Below are 21,729 nucleotides of genomic sequence, written 5' to 3'. Positions count from 1 at the left end.
TTTTAAAATAAATCGTATGAAGTATAACCCTCTTGTGATAGAATAATCTAGTTGCCCTAGTTTCTGAAAATCCACTCTGTTCCAGCAAAACACCTGATCTATACACGTGGATAATCGAGGAAATATGAGCATTTAAGAGTATTAACAAGATTTCTTAGAGATTTTACACAAAACACATCATTTTTTGTCGGTTTTTATTGATTTATTCAAAAATATTATGTATAATCAGCCTTGTTGATTTTGCAAATGGAATTTTAGGAGGTTTTTATTTTGGGAAAAGCGTTAATTATTGGCGCTGGCGGCGTAGCAAGTGTTGTTGTTCATAAATGCTGCCAGAACCCGGATGTATTTGAAGAGATCTGCATTGCTAGCAGAACTGTCGCGAAATGTGACGCTCTGAAAGATAAATTAGCCGGAGGCCGCACGAAGATTTCTACTGCTCAGCTCGATGCAGATAACACGGACGAAGTCATTGAACTGATCAAGAGCTTTGAGCCGGATGTCGTTATTAATGTCGCTCTCCCATATCAGGACCTGACGATCATGGATGCGTGCCTGGCAACAGGAGTGCACTATGTGGATACTGCCAATTATGAACCACAAGATACAGCGAAATTCGAATATTCCTGGCAGTGGGCTTACAAAGAAAGATTTGAGAAAGCTGGCCTTACCGCTTTGCTCGGCAGTGGATTTGATCCAGGTGTAACTGGCGTATTCACGGCTTACGCGCAAAAGCATTATTTTGACGAGATCCATACTATTGATATTGTTGACGCCAACGCAGGTGATCATGGATATCCATTCGCTACAAACTTTAATCCTGAAATCAATATTCGTGAAATTACAGCTAATGGCCGTTATTTCGAGAATGGCGAGTGGATTGAAACTGCACCACTTTCTGAGAAGAAAGTTTACGATCTTCCGGAAATTGGACCTAAAGATATTTATCTTTTGTACCATGAAGAGCTGGAATCCTTGGCTGTTAACATCAAGGGCGTGAAAAAGATCCGTTTCTGGATGACTTTCTCGCAGAACTATCTGACTCACTTGAAAGTGCTTGAAAATGTGGGTATGACTTCTATCGAGCCTATCATGTACGAAGGTAAAGAGATCGTTCCTTTGCAATTCTTGAAGGCAATGCTGCCTGACCCAGCTTCCCTGGGACCAAGAACAAAAGGTAAAACTAACATTGGATGTATCATCCAAGGTACTAAAGATGGTAAGCCAAAAACTTATTATGTATACAACGTTTGCGATCATGAAGAATGTTATGCAGAGGTTGGCTCCCAAGCCATTTCCTATACTACAGGCGTTCCTGCAATGATCGGAGCAATGTTAATTATAAAAGGAATCTGGAAGAAACCAGGCGTTTACAACGTAGAAGAGTTCGATCCAGATCCATTCATGGAAGCTTTGAATAAACATGGTCTGCCTTGGCAAGAAGATTTCTCGCCAACGCTGCTAGACTAAGGCGCGATTGATGGATATTGATATCAGCGTTGTCCCGTCACCATGTTACCTTGTAGATGAAAGATTGCTTACCCGCAATCTTGAGATTATGAATTCTGTACAAGAACGTACAGGAGCTAAGATTTTGCTCGCCCAAAAAGGCTTCTCTATGCATTCCTTGTATCCGCTAGTTGGCAAGTACTTGCATGGCGTAACTTCCAGCTCCTTATTCGAAGCCAGATTGGGCTATGAAAAAATGGGCAAAGAGGTTCATGTCTACGCACCAGCTTATGTGGACAGTGAATTCGATGAGCTTCTTGAATACTCCGATCACATTGTGTTCAATTCTTTTGACCAGTGGAATCGATTCAAGGATCGTGTGAAAAATGCACCGAAGCACATCAGCTGCGGTATTCGAGTGAATCCGGAGTATTCCGAGATCGAAGTTCCGCTGTATGATCCATGCTACAATTATTCCAGAATGGGAGTAACTCTCCCTAACTTTAGACCTGAAGAGCTTGAGGGAATTGATGGATTACACTTCCATACCATGTGCGAACAAAATTCAGACACACTGGAGCGTACGCTCAAAGTAGTCGAAGAGAAGTTCGGACCTTATCTCAAAGGGATGAAATGGCTTAATTTTGGTGGCGGTCATCATATTACACGTCCCGATTATGATCTGGAGACCCTTGTCCGCTGCATTTTGCATATGAAAGAGACTTACGGTGTGGAAATCTATCTGGAGCCAGGTGAGGCCGTTGCGCTTAATACTGGATATTTGGTAGCTACCGTTCTGGATGTTATGCATAACGGTATGGACATTGCGATTCTTGATACTTCGGCTGAATGCCACATGCCAGATGTACTGGCTATGCCATACCGTCCGAACATTATCGATGCTGGACAACCTGGGGAATATCCTTATACTTACAGATTAGGTGGAATGACTTGCCTAGCCGGAGATGTTATTGGAGATTATTCCTTCAAGGAGCCTTTGAAATACGGCGATAGACTCGTATTCCTAGATATGGCGCATTATTCTATGGTGAAGAACCATATGTTTAACGGCGTGAATCTGCCAGCTATCGTCAGCTACAATGACGAAGAGGGAATTAAAGTAATCAAACAGTTCGCTTTCGAAGATTTCAGCGGACGTTTATCTTAATAGAATGATCTAAAAAGGTGTCCCTTCAGGGACACCTTTTTTTGCTATGGTTCCAGTCCTTTGAATGCACAATTACATCTAGGAAAAGAGAAGTGATGCTAAAGGACCGTATAGCAGCTATTGGTGTTTATTAGCTTATTTAGCTAAGGTTATGGACTGTATAGCTCTTATTGGCCGGATAGTGACTATTATTAAGGTGCATTTGGTAGAATAGCTGCAACTGAGTCCAATTGTATGCTGAAACAGCCGATTTTTCGGAAATAGAGTCTCCTCGGTCCGATTCATGCTCGTGGGGAGAAGATAGATATCGAACCGTTTTATCATAGGGATCCTTCTCTTGATATTGGGTTTATCTTACAGTTGGATACTTGTATTACTGGAAAAGTTTCTTCATAATTAGCCGCTCACAAGTAAGGTCTCATGTGATACAATAATTTAGTCTGTTTTTAAAAATAGTTATTGAAGGGTCCGTATCTGAGGAGGAAGTCAGCATCAATGAAACATGCACCGTTTATTGCAGTGGAAGGCCCGATCGGGGCTGGAAAAACAACATTAGCTTCGATGCTTGCAGAGGAATTAAACTTACCGATTATTAAGGAGATTGTGGATGAAAATCCGTTTCTGGCTAAATTTTATCAGAACATGGATGACTGGAGCTTTCAACTGGAGATGTTTTTTCTCTGTAATCGGTACAAGCAGCTTGAAGATACAGTAACTCAATACATAGATAAAGGTAAACCGGTGATTTCGGATTATCATATTTATAAGAACCTTATCTTTGGGGAACGAACGCTGAAGGGAACGAAACGAGAAAAGTATCGACAAATCTATCATGTGCTGACGGATGACCTGCCGAAGCCAAATATTATTCTCTATATAAAAGCGGATCTCGACACCTTGTTAAAAAGAATCGCCAAACGCGGACGCCCTTTTGAAGGGGATATGGATACTGCGTATTTGCAGCAATTGATAGAAGATTATGATGATGCGATGGCCTCTTTAGCGATTCAAGAGCCGTCTACCGTTATTATTACCATAGATGGAAATGCAGTCGATTTCGTGGAGAACTCCGAACACTTCGTCGAAATTGCCTCTCACCTAAAGGAGCTAATGAAATGAATCCATATAACATCCCAGATAACGCCATAATTACTGTGGCAGGAACCGTGGGGGTGGGAAAATCCACTTTAACAGGTGCTTTGGCTAAAAGGTTGAATTTTCAAACCTCGCTGGAGCAAGTTGATCATAATCCTTATCTTGAAAAGTTCTATCATGATTTTGAGAGATGGAGTTTTCATCTGCAGATTTATTTCCTAGCCGAACGTTTTAAAGAACAGAAGAAAATGTTTGAAATGGGCGGTGGTTTTGTTCAAGATCGCTCGATTTATGAAGACACTGGTATTTTTGCTAAAATGCATGCGGATCAAGGCACGATGTCCAAGACAGACTATGAAACCTATACAAGCTTGTATGAAGCTATGGTTATGACACCTTATTTCCCGCACCCTGATGTGCTGATTTATATTGAAGGCAGTCTTCCTTCTATTTTAGCGCGAATTAATGAACGTGGCCGTGAAATGGAAATTCAAACGGACGTGTCCTACTGGGAACATATGCATGGCAGATATTCGAAATGGATCAATGAGTTTACAGCTTGCCCAGTGCTCCGACTGAACATTGATGATTATGATGTAAATGATTCGGCATCAATGGCGGATATTCTTACGAAGGTAGGCAATACCATCTGTAAGCCTGTTGATACAATATAATAGTTGATGATTAGCAGCTCCCGTGGTTTGGGGGTTGTTTTTTTTATGTGCTCATAAAAAAGACCCAAATCTATGATTTGGGCCTAATAGGGAAGTGTCAGTTGTCCTAATCATAAAATACGAAAAGTAAATAAAAATGGTGTGGACATTGTAATGTACTTAAGGGCCACCTCCTACTTTATTAGCCCTTTTTTATGAAAATAGGTTCCAGTCTAATAGAAACTAGTTATTGGTCCATGTCTAAAATTAGTAAGATGCGTACACTGAACTATATTTATAGGGAGGTGTACGCATTGAGTTGTCCAGACGATAAAAAGTGTCATAAGAAAAAAGTCGCCACTGTATTTCCTTCGAAAAGAAAAAGAAAAGATCATCGTCGAAAAGTTATTAAGAAGATTGTAAAAGTCACTTGTCCTCCACCAGAAGTGAATGTAACTACTCCGACAGTCGTTGGTGCTACAGGACCACAAGGGCCGCAAGGAGCACAAGGACTCCAAGGAATACAAGGGACGCAAGGCGTTCCCGGAGCTCAAGGAGCACGAGGACTCCAAGGAGCTGAAGGACCTCCAGGACCCGCCGGCGGACCTCCGGGACCCCAAGGACCTCAAGGTGAACCTGGGCCAGCGGGAGCTATTGGTCCACAGGGTGTAGCGGGACCCGTTGGTCCTCAGGGTGCACAAGGTGTGCCGGGTGCCCAAGGAGTTGTAGGTCCTCAGGGATCGCAAGGTTTACCGGGTCCTGCAGGAGCTATAGGACCCCAAGGTTTTGTAGGAGCAACCGGAGCGCCGGGAGCGCCGGGAGCGCCGGGAGCGCCGGGAGCACCAGGAGCACCGGGAGCAACCGGAGCAACAGGAGCACCGGGAGCACCAGGAGCACCGGGAGCAGCAGGAGCGCCGGGGGCAGCAGGAGCCGCGGGAGCAACCGGAGCACCGGGAGCAGCAGGAGCGCCGGGGGCAGCAGGAGCCGCGGGCGCAACCGGAGCACCGGGAGCAGCAGGAGCAACGGGGGCGACCGGAGCAACAGGAGGCGTATTAGGTTTTGCTGATTTTTTTGCCCTAATGCCTCCTGATAATGCAGCAACTGTAGCACCGGGCACAGACGTAAGTTTTCCTCAAAACGGACCTACCAGCGGGACGACAATTGCACGAACAGGTCCTAGTTCTTTTAATTTAGCGGCAATAGGGACTTATCAGGTGTTGTTTCAGGTTAGTGTAACCGAAGCGGGACAACTAATCTTGACTCTTAATGGTGCGGATCTCGCCTATACCGTAGTTGGACGCGCAACAGGTACATCACAAATCGTAGAAATGGCTATAGTGCAAACAACGGTCATTAACACCATCCTGACCGTTCGGAATCCTGCCGGTAACTCTACTGCACTTACTATTACTCCTCTCGCTGGAGGAACAAGATCTGTTTCAGCGCATCTCGTTATTACACAATTAGCGTAACTAGGTGTATTTCGTATAAAATATTGTAAAGAGGAGGACGAACGAAGGTCCTCCTCTTTATTCAGAGTATTTACTATTAATATTCTATTGTTTTTCTATCGTCTAACGACTTGGAATTAATCATCTATTTATGTGAATTCTTTTGATTCTATCTTAAGATGCCATATCGGTTTCCTCATGATACAATAAAAGATAAGTTTATAAGGATGAGGTGACTTTAGTTGAAGTATGATTTCGATCGCGTAATTGACCGCCGTAATACTAGCTCTTACAAATGGGACCAATCCGAGAAGTTGTTTGGTGAGAAGGATATTATGCCGCTTTGGGTGGCAGACATGGATTTTGAAAGTCCTCCCGCAGTGAAGGAAGCCATTCTGCGCCGCGCAGAACAAGGAGTTTACGGTTACAGTGTACCTAGTGATACTTATAAAGAAGCCATCACGTCATGGTTTAAAAGACGGCATGATTGGCAGATCAAACCGGAGTGGATTTCAGATTCTCCCGGAATTGTAACTTCCTTAAGCCTCTCTGTTGAACTGTTTACTGAGCCTGGGGACGAGGTAATTTTACAATCGCCAGTTTATTATCCCTTTTATGATGTCATACAGATGAATGACCGGAAGGTTGCCAAGAATCCGCTTATCGTCCGTAATGGGCGCTTTGAGATGGATTATGAGCAGTTGGAAGGGCTGATGTTGGGTGGAGCGAAGCTGCTGCTGTTATGCAGTCCGCATAATCCAGGCGGTAGAGTATGGGAGAGAGAAGAGCTGTTGAAGCTCGGTGAACTGTGCTTGCGTCACGGAGTGACAGTTATCTCTGATGAGATCCATTGCGATTTGGCGCTTCCAGGGTATGAGCATATTCCTTTTGCATCCTTGTCTGAGGAAATTGCCAATATTACGTTAACCACACTTGCTGCGACCAAAACCTTCAATCTTCCGGGGCTTCAATCCTCTTTTATCGTGTCCTCGAATCCGGAATTGAAACGCAAATTTGATCAAAAAATGAAAGCCTTGAGCTTACATATGGCTAGTTTCTTCGCGCAAGGAGCGGTACAAGCCGCTTACAACGACGGAGAAGAATGGCTGGATGAGCTGTTACAATATGTATCAGATAATGTGGACTATACGGTCAGCTATTTGGCGGAGCATTTACCACAGGTTCATGTGATGCAGCCGCAAGGAACCTACCTGCTCTGGGTGGATTGCCGCGAACTGAATTTGGAAATAGACGGTCTGAAGCAGCTGATGTACAAAGAGGCTAAAGTTGCGTTTAATGAAGGTTCTGTTTTTGGAACAGAGGGCAAAGGCCATCTGCGGATTAATCTGGCTTGTCCGAGATCCACGTTAGTTGAGGCATTGGAACGCTTTTGCAAGGCAGCAGCAGCTTATACAACGAAATAAACGGTGATTACTGAAGCTTGATGATTCCGCTAATGGGATCGTTAAGCTTCTTTATTTTGCAATAGGGTAAAAAGAATAATAAAATGGAGTCCATTACGATAAGCAGGAGGACTGCAAATGAAATGGGTAGCTCAGCTTCCGTATTATAAAATACAACGAGAAATCAGGGATGGAGAACAACGAAGTGTTGCTTCCAATCGGCTAATGTATCTGTATCAAGATAGAATTGTGACTCGTCATCGGGAATTCCCGCTTAAAGATATTTTCGATATGTCTTATCGCTCAATGGGGGATATGGGCGGTATGTTCTATCTCCACACGAGTAAGGGCGTGTATGCTTATTTGATAGAGTGCGATCCTGAGCGGTTTATTGAAGCCTTTAAAGAACAGGAATTGAATAAAAATTGAGCGACCCTCGTTGGCCGTGATATGATAGTTTTTATGAAAAAACATAATGGGAGAGAACATAAATGAGCAAAACACGAATTATTATTGATGCAGATACAGGTATTGACGATGCACTGGCGATTCTATATGCCTTACGCGCTCCAAACGTAATTGTAGAAGGGATTACAACCGTTTTTGGGAATATTGATGTCGAAAAGGCGGCGGACAATTCACTGCGGCTAATTGAGCTTGCTAAGCCCGGTTATGAGATTCCTGTAGCGATAGGAGCATCCAAGGCACTTGTTCGTGAGCACTCAGGCTACGCCACTCATGTGCATGGTGAGAACGGTATTGGCAATGTGGAAATTGCTCCATCCAGCCAGCGTCCCATTAGCGAAACTGCATCTGAGTTTATTGTTCGGATGGCTAATGATAATCCCGGAGAGATTGTATTAGTCACACTGGCACATCTAACCAACCTTTCTATGGCGCTTGATATGGACCCTGGTATTAAGAATACTTTGAAAAAAGTAGTGGTGATGGGCGGTACGATCTTCAATCCCGGCAATAGAACACCGGTTGCGGAAGCGAATATTGCCGGGGATCCGGAAGCTGCTGATCATGTATTTACATCTGGGCTTCCTATTATGATGGTGGGTCTAGACGTTACGCTTAAGACGCGGATTACACAAGAGCATATCGATTTATTAAACCGTTTTGGACGTGAAGAAAATAAAGCGATCATTTCGTTTATGGAACAATCGCTTACTCATTATTTTAATTTCTATCGTGAAGCGAACTTTTTGATCAACAGCGCACCGCTGCATGATCCACTCGCACTTATGGTTGCGCTGCAACCAGATCTAGTAACCTACAAAGAGATGAATGTTCGTGTGGAACACAAAGGTGAGTTTACATCGGGAATGGTCGTAGCGGACTTGCGGGCTCAGCCAAAAGTGGGTAAACCCATACAAGTTGCAGTGGATGTAGATGTTGAACGAGCAGTGGGAACCTTTTTGAGCGTGTTTATGTAATTTTGCCGACCTCTTCTAATATGAAAAATAATTTCGAAGCTCATAGATGACAATCTATTAATTTTACAATTGGATAATCTTTGGTAAAATGGTAGAGGACATATAAGAGTTTACAAGATTAGACTGCATATCATAGAAGAGGGAGACTTAACATTCATGAATAAGCGAATCGGTAAATTAGTATTATGTATGGCTATTTCGCTAGGAGGCACCACAGCATTATTTCAAAATACCACACAGGCAGCCACAGCTGGTGGAGTTAGTATTGTGTTGGATGGTTATCCACTACCCTTTCCAGTAGAACCTGTTGTGATGAGCGGAACAACGATGGTGCCATTCCGAGCTATATCTGAAGCTTTGGGAATTAATGTCGAGTGGAATCAAGCGCAGAAGAAAATTACGGCTACCAAAACAGATACTGCAGGGACCAAAGTGGTAACTCTGACCCTTGGCAGCAAAGATGCAGGAGTTAACGGCACGGTTGTGAAGTTAGGAGTTGCTCCACAGACGATCCGGGATACAACGATGATTCCCCTTAGCTTCTTCGGCCAGCAGTTTGGTGCGGGTGTAGCTTGGAATCAATCCACGAAGATCGTATCTATTACTTCGCCGAAGACTGAGCTGTACACTCTTGGTTTCTATGCTCTGAGTTCTTATAGTGAGATTTCCTTACTTCCTAATTTTGATGCTGTGGCCTTTGGTTGGAGTGGGATTGATAAAAGCGGGCAATTCACCACTACGGGTACTGATTTCAAATGGCCTCAAGCGGCTGGTGACGTAACACCAGAATCGATTGTCACGAATGCAGCGGCAGGCGGAACAGCTCCTTATCTGATGGTCTTCTCTGGAGATACTGCATCAGAGTTAACTAAGAACCTGGAAGATAAGCAGCTTCAGGAACAGACGATTACTGGAATCGTAGATCTTGCAACGCAAAAAGGATTCCAAGGCATTACCTTGGATCTGGAGGGCCTAGGTTTAACAGGTGATAAGGCGAAGGTGCAAGCGGATTACAATGCTTTTGTGAAAAACCTATCTCAAAAAGCACATGCAGCAGGACTTAAACTTACCGTTATTCTTCATCCATTAAATAGTTCTTATAAAGGTTATGATTACAAAACTTTAGGAACACTTGCAGATGATTTGGTCATTATGGCGTACGATTATTTACAAGAGAAAAAAGTTCCAGAGCCGATGAGTTTAGTTGATGAAGGCATCCGGCTTGCGCTTCAGCAAGTGAGTAAGGATAAGCTGATCCTCGGGATCTCTGTATATAGCGAAAACGAATCTTCAGTGAATTCGAAGGTAGGACTTGCTAAACGATATGGTCTTAAAGGAATTGCAATCTGGCGTTTAGGTCTGATCGGACAGCCTGTCTGGAACGAGATGGGGAAGTCAGTAGAGCTGTAAGTGGAATTTGTATTGACAGGGAATATTTGTTAACTATATACTAGGTCAAAATACAATACGGAATAAACGTAATGATTGGGAGTATTAAGGAATAACTACTGCCCAGAGAGCTGCCGGTTGGTGCAAGACAGCGTAGTTAGGTTCCCCAACTCACCCATGAACGGTAAGATCGAACCTCAGTAGATCTTAACGGCTAACCCTCCGTAATCGGGTTCTAAGATTCGTTGTTTACTATGAGCAATAAGCAACGATCAAAAAGAGTGGTACCGCGAAGGTTAAACCTATCGCCTCTTTGGAGGCGATAGGTTTTTTCTGTTCTCTACAGAAAAAATACAATTGAAGTGGGTGTTTTGGTTATGGGCAATATTATTGATTATTATTCCAAATTTGATGAGTGGGGAAGATTGGATAGGGAGCCGCTGGAGTTCATCATTAATCTGCATTATATAAAACAGTATTTAACTACCGCACAATCTATACTGGATAATGGTGCTGGACCCGGTAAATATGCCATGGAGCTGGCGAAGCTGGGCTATAACGTAACGTTATCGGATCTTACCCCTAAGTTAGTTGAAATAGCTAAGCAGAAGGTTAATGAATTAGGATTAACTGAGCAATTTAAGGGTTTTCATGTGCTGAATGCAACTAGTTTAGAGGGAATATCAGACGAGAGCTTTGATGCTTCTCTGATGTTAGGCCCTTTATATCATTTGCAAGAAGAAGAGGATCGGATTTTAGCAGTTAAGGAATTGTTACGTGTGACAAAGAAGAACGGCATCGTATTTGTAGCCTTTCAAAGTCGAATGAGAATGACTCTTACATCCTTACAGTTCCCACAACACTGGAAGCCTAATGACAACATGGATTCAATTAAAGAGTTTTATGATAGCGGGATTTTTAATCATAAAGATGAAGGTAGGTTTACGGGAGCTTATTACTTCAATATTGAGGACATAAAATCTTTCATGGAGGAGAATGGATTTCAAACCATTGATTTAATTGGTTCTTCTAGCCTCGGAGCATTACTGACAAATGAGCAGAAACAATACTGGACAGACCGGGGTGAGCATGAGGAGCTCTTAGAATTTCTCATTAATGCAGCAAAGGATCCATCCATTTTGGGGATTTCATCTCATCTGTTGTATATAGGGCGTAGAAAATAAAAAAAAAACATTTTATCATCAGGGGATTGAGGTAGGTCTAGTGAACAATGATTACAGGGTGCGTATTCAGACTGTTCTTCATTTTATCGAGGACAACTTAGATCAAGAAATAAATCTGGAAACGTTAGCTGAAGTTTCTAATTTTTCTAAGTATCATTTCTCTAGAGTTTTTTCTGCAATAACAAATAAAACACCGATGACCTATCTGACGGAAAGACGCCTACATCACGCGGTAACCTATCTTGAGACAACAAATAGAACGATGCTGGATATCTCAATTCTATGCGGTTTTAGTTCCATCTCAAGTTTTAATTCATCCTTTAGGAAACTGTTTAAGACAACCCCAAGCGAGATGAAAAGGTCAATGCAAGAACATAGCAATTATCAGTTAATGTCCAGCAATAATCAGGAAGAATTGTCTCCTTCTAAAAATTATGATGTGAGTATCAACATCAATAATTTTTTAAGGAGAGTATGGGAAATGAACATTGAGGTAAAAGAACTTCCAAGTTATCAAGTGGCATATGTAAGGCATGTTGGCAGCTATCTTGAAACGTATAAGGCATGGGAAACACTCAGCAAGTGGGTTGAGAAAAATGATTTACCGTCAACAGAATACTTCATTGGTATTTCTTTAGATGATCCCAGCGTGACTGACGAATACTCTTGTAGATATGATGCCTGCATAACCATTCCAGAAGAGTTTGTTAAAGAGGGTGATTCGAACGTAGAGTTTAAAACTTTATCTGGTGGTCTTTATGCCTTATATCCGTTTTATGATACGATCGACAAATTGGCCATTGCCTATCAAAGTGTGTACGGTCAATGGCTACCTAACAGTGATTATGAACCGGATGATCGGCATGCGCTCGAATTTTGTATGAATGATCCATATACAGACCCAGCAGGTAAAGCAAAAGTTGATCTTTATATCCCTATAAAAAGTGTCGGTGGACATCACCAGTTTGAAGATAACCTGTAATATACATGCCTGAATGCGTATCTGTTTATCCATCACTCCACGAGGCTTTCGGACTCGGATGACGTTATTTGTATGTTATCAGCTATCAAAACATGATTTCGGACTCCGCTGACGCTATTCATTGGCAAAAGGCTCATATTGGGCGTTTTTCCGGTCAATAAGTGCACTGGAGTCCGTTGTCATTCTTAAAATAGGATAATTTTAGGTTTAGGATCAGCTGAGTCCGTTACAGATTACTATGCGTATCTGAAAGTGATTACGCATGCGCTTCCGACTAATTCGTTAATCAAACCGTACACTCGAATGTTATAAAACTCACATTAACCTAAGCCATAAACCTATATAATCTCTAAGGTTGAACTTTTGAACGAAATTCATTATTTTTCAGGAGGACTTTAGAGTATGAGATATAAAGCATTAGAGCTCGACAAACCGCTTACTTATGAGTTGGAAGGGTTAGAAATAGGGGTAACTTCGAACTGTAATTTCCGCTGTGATTATTGCTGTGCATATAATAGAAATGATGGACAAAGCATCAAAGCCAAAGAGGTCATCCGCATTCTGGACGAACTTCCAGGCCTTAAAAGAGTACGCTTATCAGGTGGAGAAGTGACGCTGAAGTTCGATGACTGTGTGGAAATTGTAACCTACTGCGCATCCAGAGGGATTCAGACACAGTTAAATTCCAACGGTAGTCTTTTAAATGCTGAACGAATTGGCCAATTGGTCTCCGCAGGATTAACGACTATACATATTTCCTTCAATTTTACTACTGCGGAAGCTTTCTCAAAATATTATAATATTCATCCAAGCATCTATGAAAAAATAAGAGAAAATATTACCCTGTTCGCCGCAACAAGTGTAGATACTGTGCTGGAGACGCTGCTGTTTAGTGAAACCCAGGATAATATGAAGGAGATCAGCGATCATGTCTACGCAATGGGCGTGCGCACACATGAAATTCAGAACAGTATTATCATGGATCATACAGGGTGGAAGTCGATAGCTGCTCGGGAACAATTAAAGAATGCAGTGAGTGAGCTGATCGCACGGAAGAAAGAAGATACGATTCTGTATTTCACCTGCATGGACCGCTTTATGGACGCCCTTGGGTTCGAAGAGCAGCCGGGTGTGTATTTTCCTCACTGTATCGAGGGGAAAAAGCAGCTTCATCTGCATGGAAATGGCGACATTTTGATTTCAGAGCTTTGCCATCCGGTGATTATCGGCAACATTTATCAAGGAACTTCACTAAAAGATTTATACAATAATATGCCGGCGCCATTGGCACAGTTTTTGGATAAGCAACCCTGCCCAGCGCTGGATGCCTTGTTTCCACAAGGCATAGAAGTTTAACACTCTATATAGATTACTTCGAGGGACCAATTTAAGAATTGGTTCCTATTTTTTTATGGTAGACTTATAAAAAACACAGATAAGGGATGTATGAGCCTCATACATAAGGTGTACTGCCAAGTGTTTGCTAATATAAGAAATGGACTCATTAAATCTAATGTTGTTCTAGAAAAGATTATGCCGTTATTAACACCCACGGCCATCGTGGTCGGCGTACTTAACGAAAGCAGACTGCTGCCGTTCACAGGTCTCGTGCCCTGGATTTTCGCTGTAATGACGCTGATAGGTAGCTTGAAGTCCAACCTAAAGGATCTGCTGGGGGTACTTCTGAAACCTCAGAAGCTGATTATTCTAATGGTAATTTTACATATTGTAATGCCGCTGATCGGCTGGCTTGCAGCTATGGCATTTTTTCCGGGAGATCCATATACAGTGACTGGTTATGTATTGTTGTTCGCGATTCCTACAGGTGTTGTAAGTGTGGTATGGGTGTCGATGTACGGAGGGAATATTGCGCTGACATTGGCGCTTATTCTGATTGATACGCTCTTGTCGCCAATTGTTGTCCCGGGTACCTTATATTTGCTGATGGGAGCGAGTGTGGAAATTCAGCTAGGCGATATGATGAAAGGGCTGCTATGGATGGTAGTCATTCCTTCTGTAGTTGGGATGCTGCTGAATCAATGGACAAAAGGGAAAGTAAATACGGTATGTGGACCGCCGCTTGCTCCGTTTGTTAAAGTCGGATTATTTGTAGTTGTTTCTATTAATGGGGCCAGCATTGCCCGTTATCTAAAACATCCGGATGGCAAATTAGCCATCATTATTGGAGTGACCTTCATAACCGTAGTGCTTGGCTATGTGATCGGAGCTTTGGTGTCACGCCGTTTCCGCTTTAGTTATGAAGATTCCGTGGCTGTGCAGTTTAATTCGGGTATGCGGAATTTAAGTGCAGGAGCTGTATTAGCAGTGAAATATTTTCCTCCTGCTGTCGCACTTCCAGTAATTTCGGGGATGTTGTTCCAACAAATACTCGCTGCGATGTCTGGTCTATTTTTACGTAGTAGAACTAAACGACTGTTAAGTGAGGGTGCATTAATGCAAGTGAATACTGCCTCTCAGATAGAACCACCTGTTTCTTCTAGGACAGATGACAGGCCTTGTTAACCACCTTATGAAGGATATATGACCTAAAAGCTGTGATATTTTATTCATTTACATGAAAATTTTCGACATTTTATGATATATTTCTTATTTTTGCGCGATTTATATTCACAATTCAACTTGCCCACCCGATAGTAATTGTATTATTTACAATTTCATTGTTCGCAAATGAACAAGCAGTCGGAAGGATGAAAAGAATATGAAGATTCGCCTAAAGTTATCACTTGTTATGATAGGTGTGACCCTTTTGTGTATTTCTGTAATGGGGATATTTACGTATTTGAAATCAACTCAGGCGATTGTGAATCTTACTGAGAATTCTATGAAGCAGGTCAATACGAACAAAGCTCAGACTATATCAGCCATGATAGCAAAAGAGCAGAGAAGTACAGAGCTTATTGCGAGCCGCTCGGAAATTGTTGATCTACTGCTGCAAGCTGGGAATGGTGGAGTTAACAAAGGAGATAAGCTTCAGAATGAGGTGAACGCCAGTCTTCAAAGCATTGTGGAGGAGGCCGGAAACCTTGAGCACATTCTAGTCAGTGATATGAAAGGTATTAGTGTGGCTGACAGTGATACTAAGCTTATAGGGACAGATTTTAGTGAAAGAGCTTATACGAAAAGAGTAATGGAGACAGCTGAGCCTGTGATCAGTGAAACGCTGAAATCAAAATCTACAGGAGCTTATGTAGTGGCTTTTGTACAGCCCGTAAAGAGTAATGGTAAGATGATTGGATTTATTGCTTCAGCTGTTTCCGCAGATAGTATGATCAAGTATTTGGCGGATACCAAAGTGGTAAACACGACGAGCTCTTACGCTTACTTACTGGATGAGAACGGCAATAAATTATATTATCCGGATAAAACACAAATTGGTCAGCCTATTGAGAATACGCAGATCGCAGCTGTTATGGAGCGTGTGAAATCTGGTGAGAAGGTAGCGGATGGCCTGCTCAATAATACATATAATGATGTGGAAAAAAAATCAACCTATACAGTTTTACCTGAGACGCACTGGTTGCTTGTATTAACCGCAGACCTCGATGAAATCGTGAAACCTGTCACTGATATGAGAAACTTCAACTTATTTCTTGGTGTCGGAAGTTTGATTATTGCCTTGCTGATTGCTTTTTATTTTGCTAAAAAAATCTCTTCTCCGATTGTTAAACTAACGGACATGATTAATAAAACGGCAGAATTGAATTTGACGCATGACTCAGAGTATGAGTATTTGACTAAAAACAAAGATGAGACAGGGACGATTGCCAAAGCGATGTTCCGCACCCGGGCTACACTTCGTGAGATGGCTGGAAGCTTAATTACGATCTCGTCCAAAGTGCTTGAAAATGCAGAAACGCTGGAGAAGCTGTCTATAGATGTGCGGGAAAATGCCCACGATAATTCAGCGACTACGCAGCAGCTATCGGCAGGTATGGAAGAGACCGCAGCCTCCACAGAGGAAATGACAGCAGCAATTACTGAAATTGATAACAATGTATCCGGGATCACCAATAATGTGAAGGAAGGCGCTGCCGTTTCTAGACAAATTAGTGAGCGGGCGCTGACTCTTCAGGATGAGGCAACAGAATCTACGACGAATGCTAAACAAATTTATGAATCCGTGCGAATCGATATGGAAAAAGCAATTGAGCAGTCGAGCGCGATTGCAGAGATTAATGTACTGACGGATACGATTCTATCCATTGCCAGTCAGACCAATCTGCTGGCCCTGAATGCAGCTATAGAAGCGGCAAGAGCGGGTGAGGCAGGCAAAGGTTTTGCGGTTGTAGCTGGTGAGATTCGGAAGTTGGCTGAGAAGTCGTCTAAGATTGCGGCTGGAATTCAAGGTGTGGTAACTGGTGTATATTCCTCTGTTGAATCCATGAAGGAGAATTCTGAGGCATTACTTTCCTTTATAGACCAGAATGTCCTAGCAGATTATGAACGATTAACTGAGGTAAGTCAGCAATACAACAGTGATGCTGCCACTGTAAATACGCTGTTAAAACAATTCGAGAGCGCAGCTGATCATTTGAGTATGGCCATATCAAGTATTAATATTGCCGTTAATGAGGTAGCTGCTACAGTAAACGAAGGAGCTATAGGGATTCAGGATATCGCGGTGAAAACGGCGGATATCGTGGAAAAAACATTCCTAGAGGTTACTATGGCTGATGAAAATACTCAAAGTGCCAAAGAACTTCAAGGGTTAGTAGATAAGTTTAAGATCTAAGGGTTTGAAATGAATTAAGGGAATCCTTATCTCTTTTTCATAAAATATTAAGCTTGCAGGGTTATAGTACATGTATAACCTCCCTTATATATAGACTTTACCCCGCCGGTCGCCGGCGGGGTCTTTTTTTATACGGATCTTTTTAGAAGAATATCAGGCAGCAGTTTAGCCAGTAATAAGGTAGATGGCTTCATCTAATGGAACTATAACCTCTGTTTGTTCCTTCATATCCTTCAGACGCACCTTATCCACACTGGATTCGCTCTCGCCGATCAGAATAACGTAACGTATTTTTTGGGATGAGGCTGTGGCGAGTTGCTTTTTAAGTTTTCTTTTACCGGATACCAGAGAGGTTCGGATAGAACAGGCACGGAGCTCGGCGGCTGCAATTAAAGCCTGTGGGAGCGTCTCGCCAATCGGAATGACCATAACCTCTGCTGTCTTGTGCTCTTGGATAGGACGTTCTGCAAGGAGCGCCATGATAGACTCCATACCAAAAGATAAGCCAACCGTAGGGTATTGAATATCCTCTCTGCCTACCAGCTGTCCGATGATAGCGTCATATCTGCCTCCACCCCCCAAGCTTGAGGTAAAGGAACCGGATGCATCAAAGATCTCGTAGACGGTTCCGGTGTAGAAAGAAAGCCCGCGGGACAAGAAGGGATCGAAACGGCAAGTCTGCTGCAGTTGAATGTCTTGAAGCAGCTTTTGCAGGATAAGAACCTCTATCGCTCCCGGTTGTCCGGTAAGACTATATTTTTCGCATAACTGCTCAAAGCTTGGATTGTCCATTTCAATAAGCTCTAGAATAGCAGCGATGGTTACAGGATCTATTTCCTTGCTGATCAATTCATTTTTCACGCCGCTGAGGTTGATTTTTTCTAATTTATCCAAGGTTAGCATAACGGACAGTTGGTCCTCGGCAGGTACACCAATCGATTCCAGAATCTCACCGAGAAAACGTCTATTGTTCCATTTTAGGATGATCGGGATATCCAGCTTGCGAAAAGCTTCTGTGGCCAGCTGCATCAATTCAGCTTCCGCCTCAGGTCCTGAAATACCAACAACATCAACATCGCATTGCAAAAATTCACGCAGGCGCCCACGTTTCACGGGGCCATCACGGAATACTTTTCCGATCTCATAACGCTTGAAGGGAAACTCTATTCCAGGATTTAAAGTGATCACTTTGGCAAAAGGAATGGTCAGATCATACCGTAAGCCCAACTTGCGGTTGCCTTGATCGGTGAGTTGGTACATCTCCTTGAGAATTTCATCCCCACCTGCATATTTCGAGGTTAATAACTCCAGTTCATTTAATAATGTGGTGTCCATGGATTCAAAATCATAGAGTTCGAACAAATTCTCCAGCGTATTTTGAATGTTCTTTCTCAGCGCCTGTTCTTTTCCGAAGTAATCATAAGTTCCTTTAATGTTTTGCATCGTTAGTAGCTCCTTTGAATTGGCATAGTTTAGACAATAAAAAAACGCGCAGGACCTCATGGTCCTGCGCGTGATCTATGCCGCAGGGAGGCCAACGCGAGTAGCGTTAGCCTCCCTGAGAAATTCAGGGTTGCTAACGCTGTTTGTGATAATAATGAAGTTGATTCAGCATGATTGTTATGGTGTTCATCAGAATCAATTCCCTTCGACATTTTGATTACTGCCGATTATAGCGGATCATTTGGAGTCGTGCAAGTAAGAATTTGTTATCACGAAGATTTTTAGTAGGCGAATGGACAGGCAATCAGCTATAATAGGGCTTCGATACTTCATAGGCGAAGGGAGTTTGTTGACGATGAATCAACCTTTAATAATAGCCCGGGCGGAAGAATTTGTTAAAGAACAACTGGGACAAGATACTACGGGTCATGACTGGTGGCACACCCATCGGGTCCGCAGCACGGCATGTGAAATTGCTGAGATCGAGCGTGCGGATTTTTTTATCTGTACGATGGCAGCCTTGCTGCATGATGTTGCAGATGAGAAGCTTAATCCGTCAAAAGAAGCAGGTCTGCTTAAAGTCCACACTTGGCTCACGGCAAACCTTACAGAGGAGGAGCAAATTCGTCATATCATGCTGATCGTTGAAACGATGTCCTTTAGTGGTGGTGGAGGAGAACCTATGCAGACTCTGGAAGGTCAAGTGGTGCAGGATGCAGATCGACTAGATGCACTTGGCGCGATTGGCATTGCCAGAACCTTTATTTTCTCAGGCGCAAAGGGACGTCCGGCTTATGATCCAGAAGTGGCTCCACGCGAGGAGTCGCTGCAAAAGGAATACAGGGATTATAGCAAGGGGACGGCTGTGAATCATTTTTATGAGAAGCTGTTGAAACTAAAATTCTTAATGAATACGGCTTATGGACGCAAGTTAGCGGAAGAACGGCATGATTTCATGTTGAATTTTCTGGACCAGTTCTATAAGGAATGGAATCAAGGACGCCAATAACTGTTATAATGATAAGTATGCACAAGATGGAAGGATCGCGGAGTTTCCGCTTTAACCAGAACAATCGGCATAGAAGAGGTTGAACGATGAGTGAATTGCAATTTAGAGATTATGAGTTAGACGAAGAGATAATTAAAGCACTGGATGTTCTGAAATTTATGACACCTACGGAGGTACAGAGCAAGGTAATTCCTGTGGCTTTGCAGCAAAAGGATCTGATTGTGAAATCGCAAACAGGCAGTGGCAAGACGGGAGCTTATGGTATTCCGCTTTGCGATCTGGTGGATTGGGTGGAGAATAAGCCGCAGGCTTTGATTCTTACGCCAACTCGAGAGCTTGCGATGCAGGTGAAAGAGGATATTACGAACATAGGACGTTTTAAACGGATTAAGGCAGTTGCTCTTTTCGGCAAGCAGCCCTTTGCTCCCCAAAAGATAGAGCTTACGCAAAAAACACATGTTGTCGTAGGTACGCCTGGACGCGTATTTGACCATATTGAAAGAGGCACACTTCCGCTAAATCGAATCAGATATTTGATCATCGATGAAGCTGATGAAATGCTGAGCATGGGCTTTATTGAGCAGATCGAGAAGATCATCAAGCAGCTGCCCAAAGAGCGAGTAACCATGTTATTCTCAGCTACCTTACCCGAAGTCATTAAGAATTTGTGCCGAAAATATATGAACGATCCAACGGATATCGAGATTCAGGCAAGTGGAATTACGACGGCTACGATTGAACATGCGTTGATTGAGGTGAGACAAGCTGCCAAATTCTCTTTGCTAAGCGATATCATTACGGTGGAGAATCCGGATAGCTGTATTATTTTTTGCCGTACGCAGGAGCAGGTGAATGCTGTATTCAGAGGACTGGCGGATCTGGAATATCCTTGTGATAAGATCCACGGGGGCATGGAGCAGGATGAGCGCTTTGAGGTCATGAATGCTTTTAAAAGAGGGCAATTCCGCTATTTAATCGCTACCGATGTTGCGGCTAGAGGGATTGATATCGAGAATATCACCCATGTGATTAATTACGATATTCCACTGGAAAAAGAAAGCTACGTGCATCGTACAGGCAGAACCGCGCGTGCAGGCAAGACAGGTAAAGCGATCACTTTTGTCACTCCGAATGAGCAGAAGTGGGTAACTGAAATTGAAAGCTATATTGGCTTCAGCATTCCGAATATGAAAGCTCCTTCGGACGACGCAGTTGCCTACGCAAAGGAAGCGTTCGAGCAGAAGATCAATAAGCAGCCTGTCCGCAAGAAGGACAAAAGCGAAAGCTTAAACAAAGAGATTATGAAGTTATACTTCAACGGCGGCAAGAAAAAGAAGCTAAGAGCCGTGGATTTTGTCGGCACAATAGCAAAGCTTGAAGGTATTTCCGCCGAGGATATCGGGATTATTTCGATTCAGGACAATGTGACCTACGTGGATATTTTGAACGGTAAAGGCGCAATGGTGCTGCAAGCGATGAGAGAGACCACCGTGAAGGGCAAGCAGCTGAAGGTTCATATAGCGAAAAAATAAATCAAGGATGACAGCTTATTGCTAAGCTCCTTGCAAATATGCCGCTACTGATGCGGTTTATATGAAGAGGGAGTCGTGTTCACTACACGGCTCTTTTTTTATTTGTTGTTGTATCTCAGTATCTCCATTTTTTCATTGTAAAATTATAGAAACTAGAATATAACTTGTGAGAGGTGATAGATTGAAAGGTGAGTCTAGAAGCACAAGGATGAAAGCACTCCTACAAGTTACCATTGTTGTTTTCTTGCATTTAATTATTATCTACCTTTTGGGAATGAAAACGGGGAAGTTGGAAGTAGAAGTAGTAAAACAAATGTTTATAATGTATGCAGCACCAATAATTCTTCTGAATGTGTCTTGCAAGATAGCTTTAAAGACGGAAAAGCTTAGGTACAATATTTCTTGGTTAGTTATTAGTATTGTTCCTAGCACGAGAATTCTATTTTATTTAAAAGAATTACAAGGAAAAGAGTCTAGAGGTTCAGGGGTTGTTGATTTAAGTTTTTTTGATATGAAGCCTGACTTTGATCTGATAAGTCTTATCTATCTTTTTCCTATAATATATTTAGGTATTCAACTAGTTTTGATTTTTTTACTATTAATCATGATAGTAACGAAAGAAAAATCAATAGCTGACTAGCACAATTTTCTTGTACATACTAGGAATGCCGAAATGTACGGTATAACTCCCGTACAATTGGTCGATTCAGCTGGAAGTGGCGAAATGAACGGTATAACTCCCGTACAATTGGTCGATTCAGCTGGAAATGGCGAAA

18 protein-coding genes and 1 other annotated feature are annotated in these 21,729 nt (G+C 42.6%); of the genes, 17 read left to right on the top strand and 1 reads right to left on the bottom strand.

The genetic code is table 11. From position 1 onward, the window contains the following. Window positions 1-270: 270 nt before the first annotated feature. The 14 genes from MHH60_RS19570 (at window position 271) to MHH60_RS19505 (ending at window position 16,969) form a co-directional block, all read left to right on the top strand. A complete protein-coding gene (locus tag MHH60_RS19570; RefSeq protein ID WP_036679313.1) occupies window positions 271-1,470 on the top strand; it encodes a saccharopine dehydrogenase family protein in 1,200 nt (399 codons plus the stop codon). 10 nt (window positions 1,471-1,480) lie between these two features. Continuing rightward, window positions 1,481-2,617 (top strand): carboxynorspermidine decarboxylase, encoded by a 1,137-nt coding sequence (gene nspC / locus MHH60_RS19565; protein WP_076125019.1) that lies wholly within the window; start codon window positions 1,481-1,483, stop codon window positions 2,615-2,617. A 495-nt stretch (window positions 2,618-3,112) separates the two neighbouring features. After that, window positions 3,113-3,736 (top strand): deoxynucleoside kinase, encoded by a 624-nt coding sequence (locus MHH60_RS19560; protein ID WP_076134021.1) that lies wholly within the window; start codon window positions 3,113-3,115, stop codon window positions 3,734-3,736. Then, a complete protein-coding gene (locus tag MHH60_RS19555; RefSeq protein ID WP_076134022.1) occupies window positions 3,733-4,386 on the top strand; it encodes a deoxynucleoside kinase in 654 nt (217 codons plus the stop codon). The genes MHH60_RS19560 and MHH60_RS19555 overlap by 4 nt, the downstream gene beginning before the upstream one ends. Window positions 4,387-4,670: 284 nt before the next feature. Further along, window positions 4,671-5,837 carry a collagen-like protein gene (locus MHH60_RS19550; protein ID WP_306081853.1) on the top strand — a complete coding sequence of 389 codons (1,167 nt, stop codon included), beginning with the start codon at window positions 4,671-4,673 and terminating at the stop codon, window positions 5,835-5,837. A 221-nt stretch (window positions 5,838-6,058) separates the two neighbouring features. Next, complete coding sequence (locus MHH60_RS19545; RefSeq protein ID WP_076125027.1) at window positions 6,059-7,240, top strand: MalY/PatB family protein; 1,182 nt, start codon at window positions 6,059-6,061, stop codon at window positions 7,238-7,240. A 117-nt stretch (window positions 7,241-7,357) separates the two neighbouring features. Further along, entirely contained in the window at window positions 7,358-7,648 is a 291-nt protein-coding gene (locus MHH60_RS19540) for a hypothetical protein (RefSeq protein ID WP_036679330.1), read from the top strand. A 62-nt stretch (window positions 7,649-7,710) separates the two neighbouring features. Next, the gene (locus MHH60_RS19535) at window positions 7,711-8,661 is read left to right on the top strand and encodes a nucleoside hydrolase (RefSeq protein WP_076134023.1); all 951 of its coding nucleotides are present in this window, start codon (window positions 7,711-7,713) and stop codon (window positions 8,659-8,661) included. A gap of 156 nt (window positions 8,662-8,817) precedes the next feature. After that, window positions 8,818-10,071 (top strand): stalk domain-containing protein, encoded by a 1,254-nt coding sequence (locus MHH60_RS19530; protein WP_076134024.1) that lies wholly within the window; start codon window positions 8,818-8,820, stop codon window positions 10,069-10,071. 62 nt (window positions 10,072-10,133) lie between these two features. Next, window positions 10,134-10,366: a binding site (T-box leader), on the top strand. Window positions 10,367-10,427: 61 nt separating this feature from the next. Then, window positions 10,428-11,234 carry a class I SAM-dependent methyltransferase gene (locus tag MHH60_RS19525; RefSeq protein ID WP_076134025.1) on the top strand — a complete coding sequence of 269 codons (807 nt, stop codon included), beginning with the start codon at window positions 10,428-10,430 and terminating at the stop codon, window positions 11,232-11,234. Between the two features lie 40 nt (window positions 11,235-11,274). Then, window positions 11,275-12,216, top strand: a complete 942-nt coding sequence (locus MHH60_RS19520) for an AraC family transcriptional regulator (protein WP_076134026.1) — start codon at window positions 11,275-11,277, stop codon at window positions 12,214-12,216. A gap of 402 nt (window positions 12,217-12,618) precedes the next feature. Beyond that, the gene (locus MHH60_RS19515; protein ID WP_038569765.1) at window positions 12,619-13,572 is read left to right on the top strand and encodes a radical SAM protein; all 954 of its coding nucleotides are present in this window, start codon (window positions 12,619-12,621) and stop codon (window positions 13,570-13,572) included. Window positions 13,573-13,692: 120 nt separating this feature from the next. Then, on the top strand, window positions 13,693-14,739 hold the full coding sequence (locus tag MHH60_RS19510; RefSeq protein WP_232061252.1) for a bile acid:sodium symporter family protein: 1,047 nt from the start codon (window positions 13,693-13,695) through the stop codon (window positions 14,737-14,739). 196 nt (window positions 14,740-14,935) lie between these two features. Next, the gene (locus MHH60_RS19505; protein WP_076134027.1) at window positions 14,936-16,969 is read left to right on the top strand and encodes a methyl-accepting chemotaxis protein; all 2,034 of its coding nucleotides are present in this window, start codon (window positions 14,936-14,938) and stop codon (window positions 16,967-16,969) included. Window positions 16,970-17,134: 165 nt separating this feature from the next. Here MHH60_RS19505 and MHH60_RS19500 read toward each other — a convergent pair whose 3' ends face one another. After that, window positions 17,135-18,412 (bottom strand): histidine--tRNA ligase, encoded by a 1,278-nt coding sequence (locus MHH60_RS19500; RefSeq protein WP_076134028.1) that lies wholly within the window; start codon window positions 18,410-18,412, stop codon window positions 17,135-17,137. A 355-nt stretch (window positions 18,413-18,767) separates the two neighbouring features. On the opposite strand from MHH60_RS19500, the gene MHH60_RS19495 reads away from it, so the two are divergent. The 3 genes from MHH60_RS19495 (at window position 18,768) to MHH60_RS19485 (ending at window position 21,593) form a co-directional block, all read left to right on the top strand. Beyond that, on the top strand, window positions 18,768-19,421 hold the full coding sequence (locus MHH60_RS19495) for an HD domain-containing protein (RefSeq protein ID WP_076134029.1): 654 nt from the start codon (window positions 18,768-18,770) through the stop codon (window positions 19,419-19,421). Window positions 19,422-19,507: 86 nt separating this feature from the next. After that, entirely contained in the window at window positions 19,508-20,953 is a 1,446-nt protein-coding gene (locus MHH60_RS19490; protein WP_076134030.1) for a DEAD/DEAH box helicase, read from the top strand. Between the two features lie 181 nt (window positions 20,954-21,134). Further along, the gene (locus tag MHH60_RS19485; RefSeq protein WP_076134031.1) at window positions 21,135-21,593 is read left to right on the top strand and encodes a hypothetical protein; all 459 of its coding nucleotides are present in this window, start codon (window positions 21,135-21,137) and stop codon (window positions 21,591-21,593) included. The last annotated feature ends 136 nt before the right edge of the window (window positions 21,594-21,729 follow it).

The organism is Paenibacillus sp. FSL H7-0716 (assembly GCF_038002705.1).
GTDB classification, from domain to species: domain Bacteria; phylum Bacillota; class Bacilli; order Paenibacillales; family Paenibacillaceae; genus Paenibacillus_AQ; species Paenibacillus_AQ odorifer.
The sequence above is the reverse complement of the archived record's forward strand: the minus strand, read 5'-3'. Positions and strand labels throughout refer to the sequence as shown.

Bases quoted from the DNA above. Each gene is read 5' to 3' on its own strand.
- nspC (WP_076125019.1), top strand. From the start codon at position 1,481: ATGGATATTGATATCAGCGTTGTCCCGTCACCATGTTACCTTGTAGAT.
- MHH60_RS19560 (WP_076134021.1), top strand. From the start codon at position 3,113: ATGAAACATGCACCGTTTATTGCAGTGGAAGGCCCGATCGGGGCTGGA.
- MHH60_RS19555 (WP_076134022.1), top strand. From the start codon at position 3,733: ATGAATCCATATAACATCCCAGATAACGCCATAATTACTGTGGCAGGA.
- MHH60_RS19540 (WP_036679330.1), top strand. From the start codon at position 7,358: ATGAAATGGGTAGCTCAGCTTCCGTATTATAAAATACAACGAGAAATC.
- MHH60_RS19535 (WP_076134023.1), top strand. From the start codon at position 7,711: ATGAGCAAAACACGAATTATTATTGATGCAGATACAGGTATTGACGAT.
- MHH60_RS19530 (WP_076134024.1), top strand. From the start codon at position 8,818: ATGAATAAGCGAATCGGTAAATTAGTATTATGTATGGCTATTTCGCTA.
- MHH60_RS19525 (WP_076134025.1), top strand. From the start codon at position 10,428: ATGGGCAATATTATTGATTATTATTCCAAATTTGATGAGTGGGGAAGA.
- MHH60_RS19515 (WP_038569765.1), top strand. From the start codon at position 12,619: ATGAGATATAAAGCATTAGAGCTCGACAAACCGCTTACTTATGAGTTG.
- MHH60_RS19505 (WP_076134027.1), top strand. From the start codon at position 14,936: ATGAAGATTCGCCTAAAGTTATCACTTGTTATGATAGGTGTGACCCTT.
- MHH60_RS19500 (WP_076134028.1), bottom strand. From the start codon at position 18,412: ATGCAAAACATTAAAGGAACTTATGATTACTTCGGAAAAGAACAGGCG.
- MHH60_RS19495 (WP_076134029.1), top strand. From the start codon at position 18,768: ATGAATCAACCTTTAATAATAGCCCGGGCGGAAGAATTTGTTAAAGAA.
- MHH60_RS19490 (WP_076134030.1), top strand. From the start codon at position 19,508: ATGAGTGAATTGCAATTTAGAGATTATGAGTTAGACGAAGAGATAATT.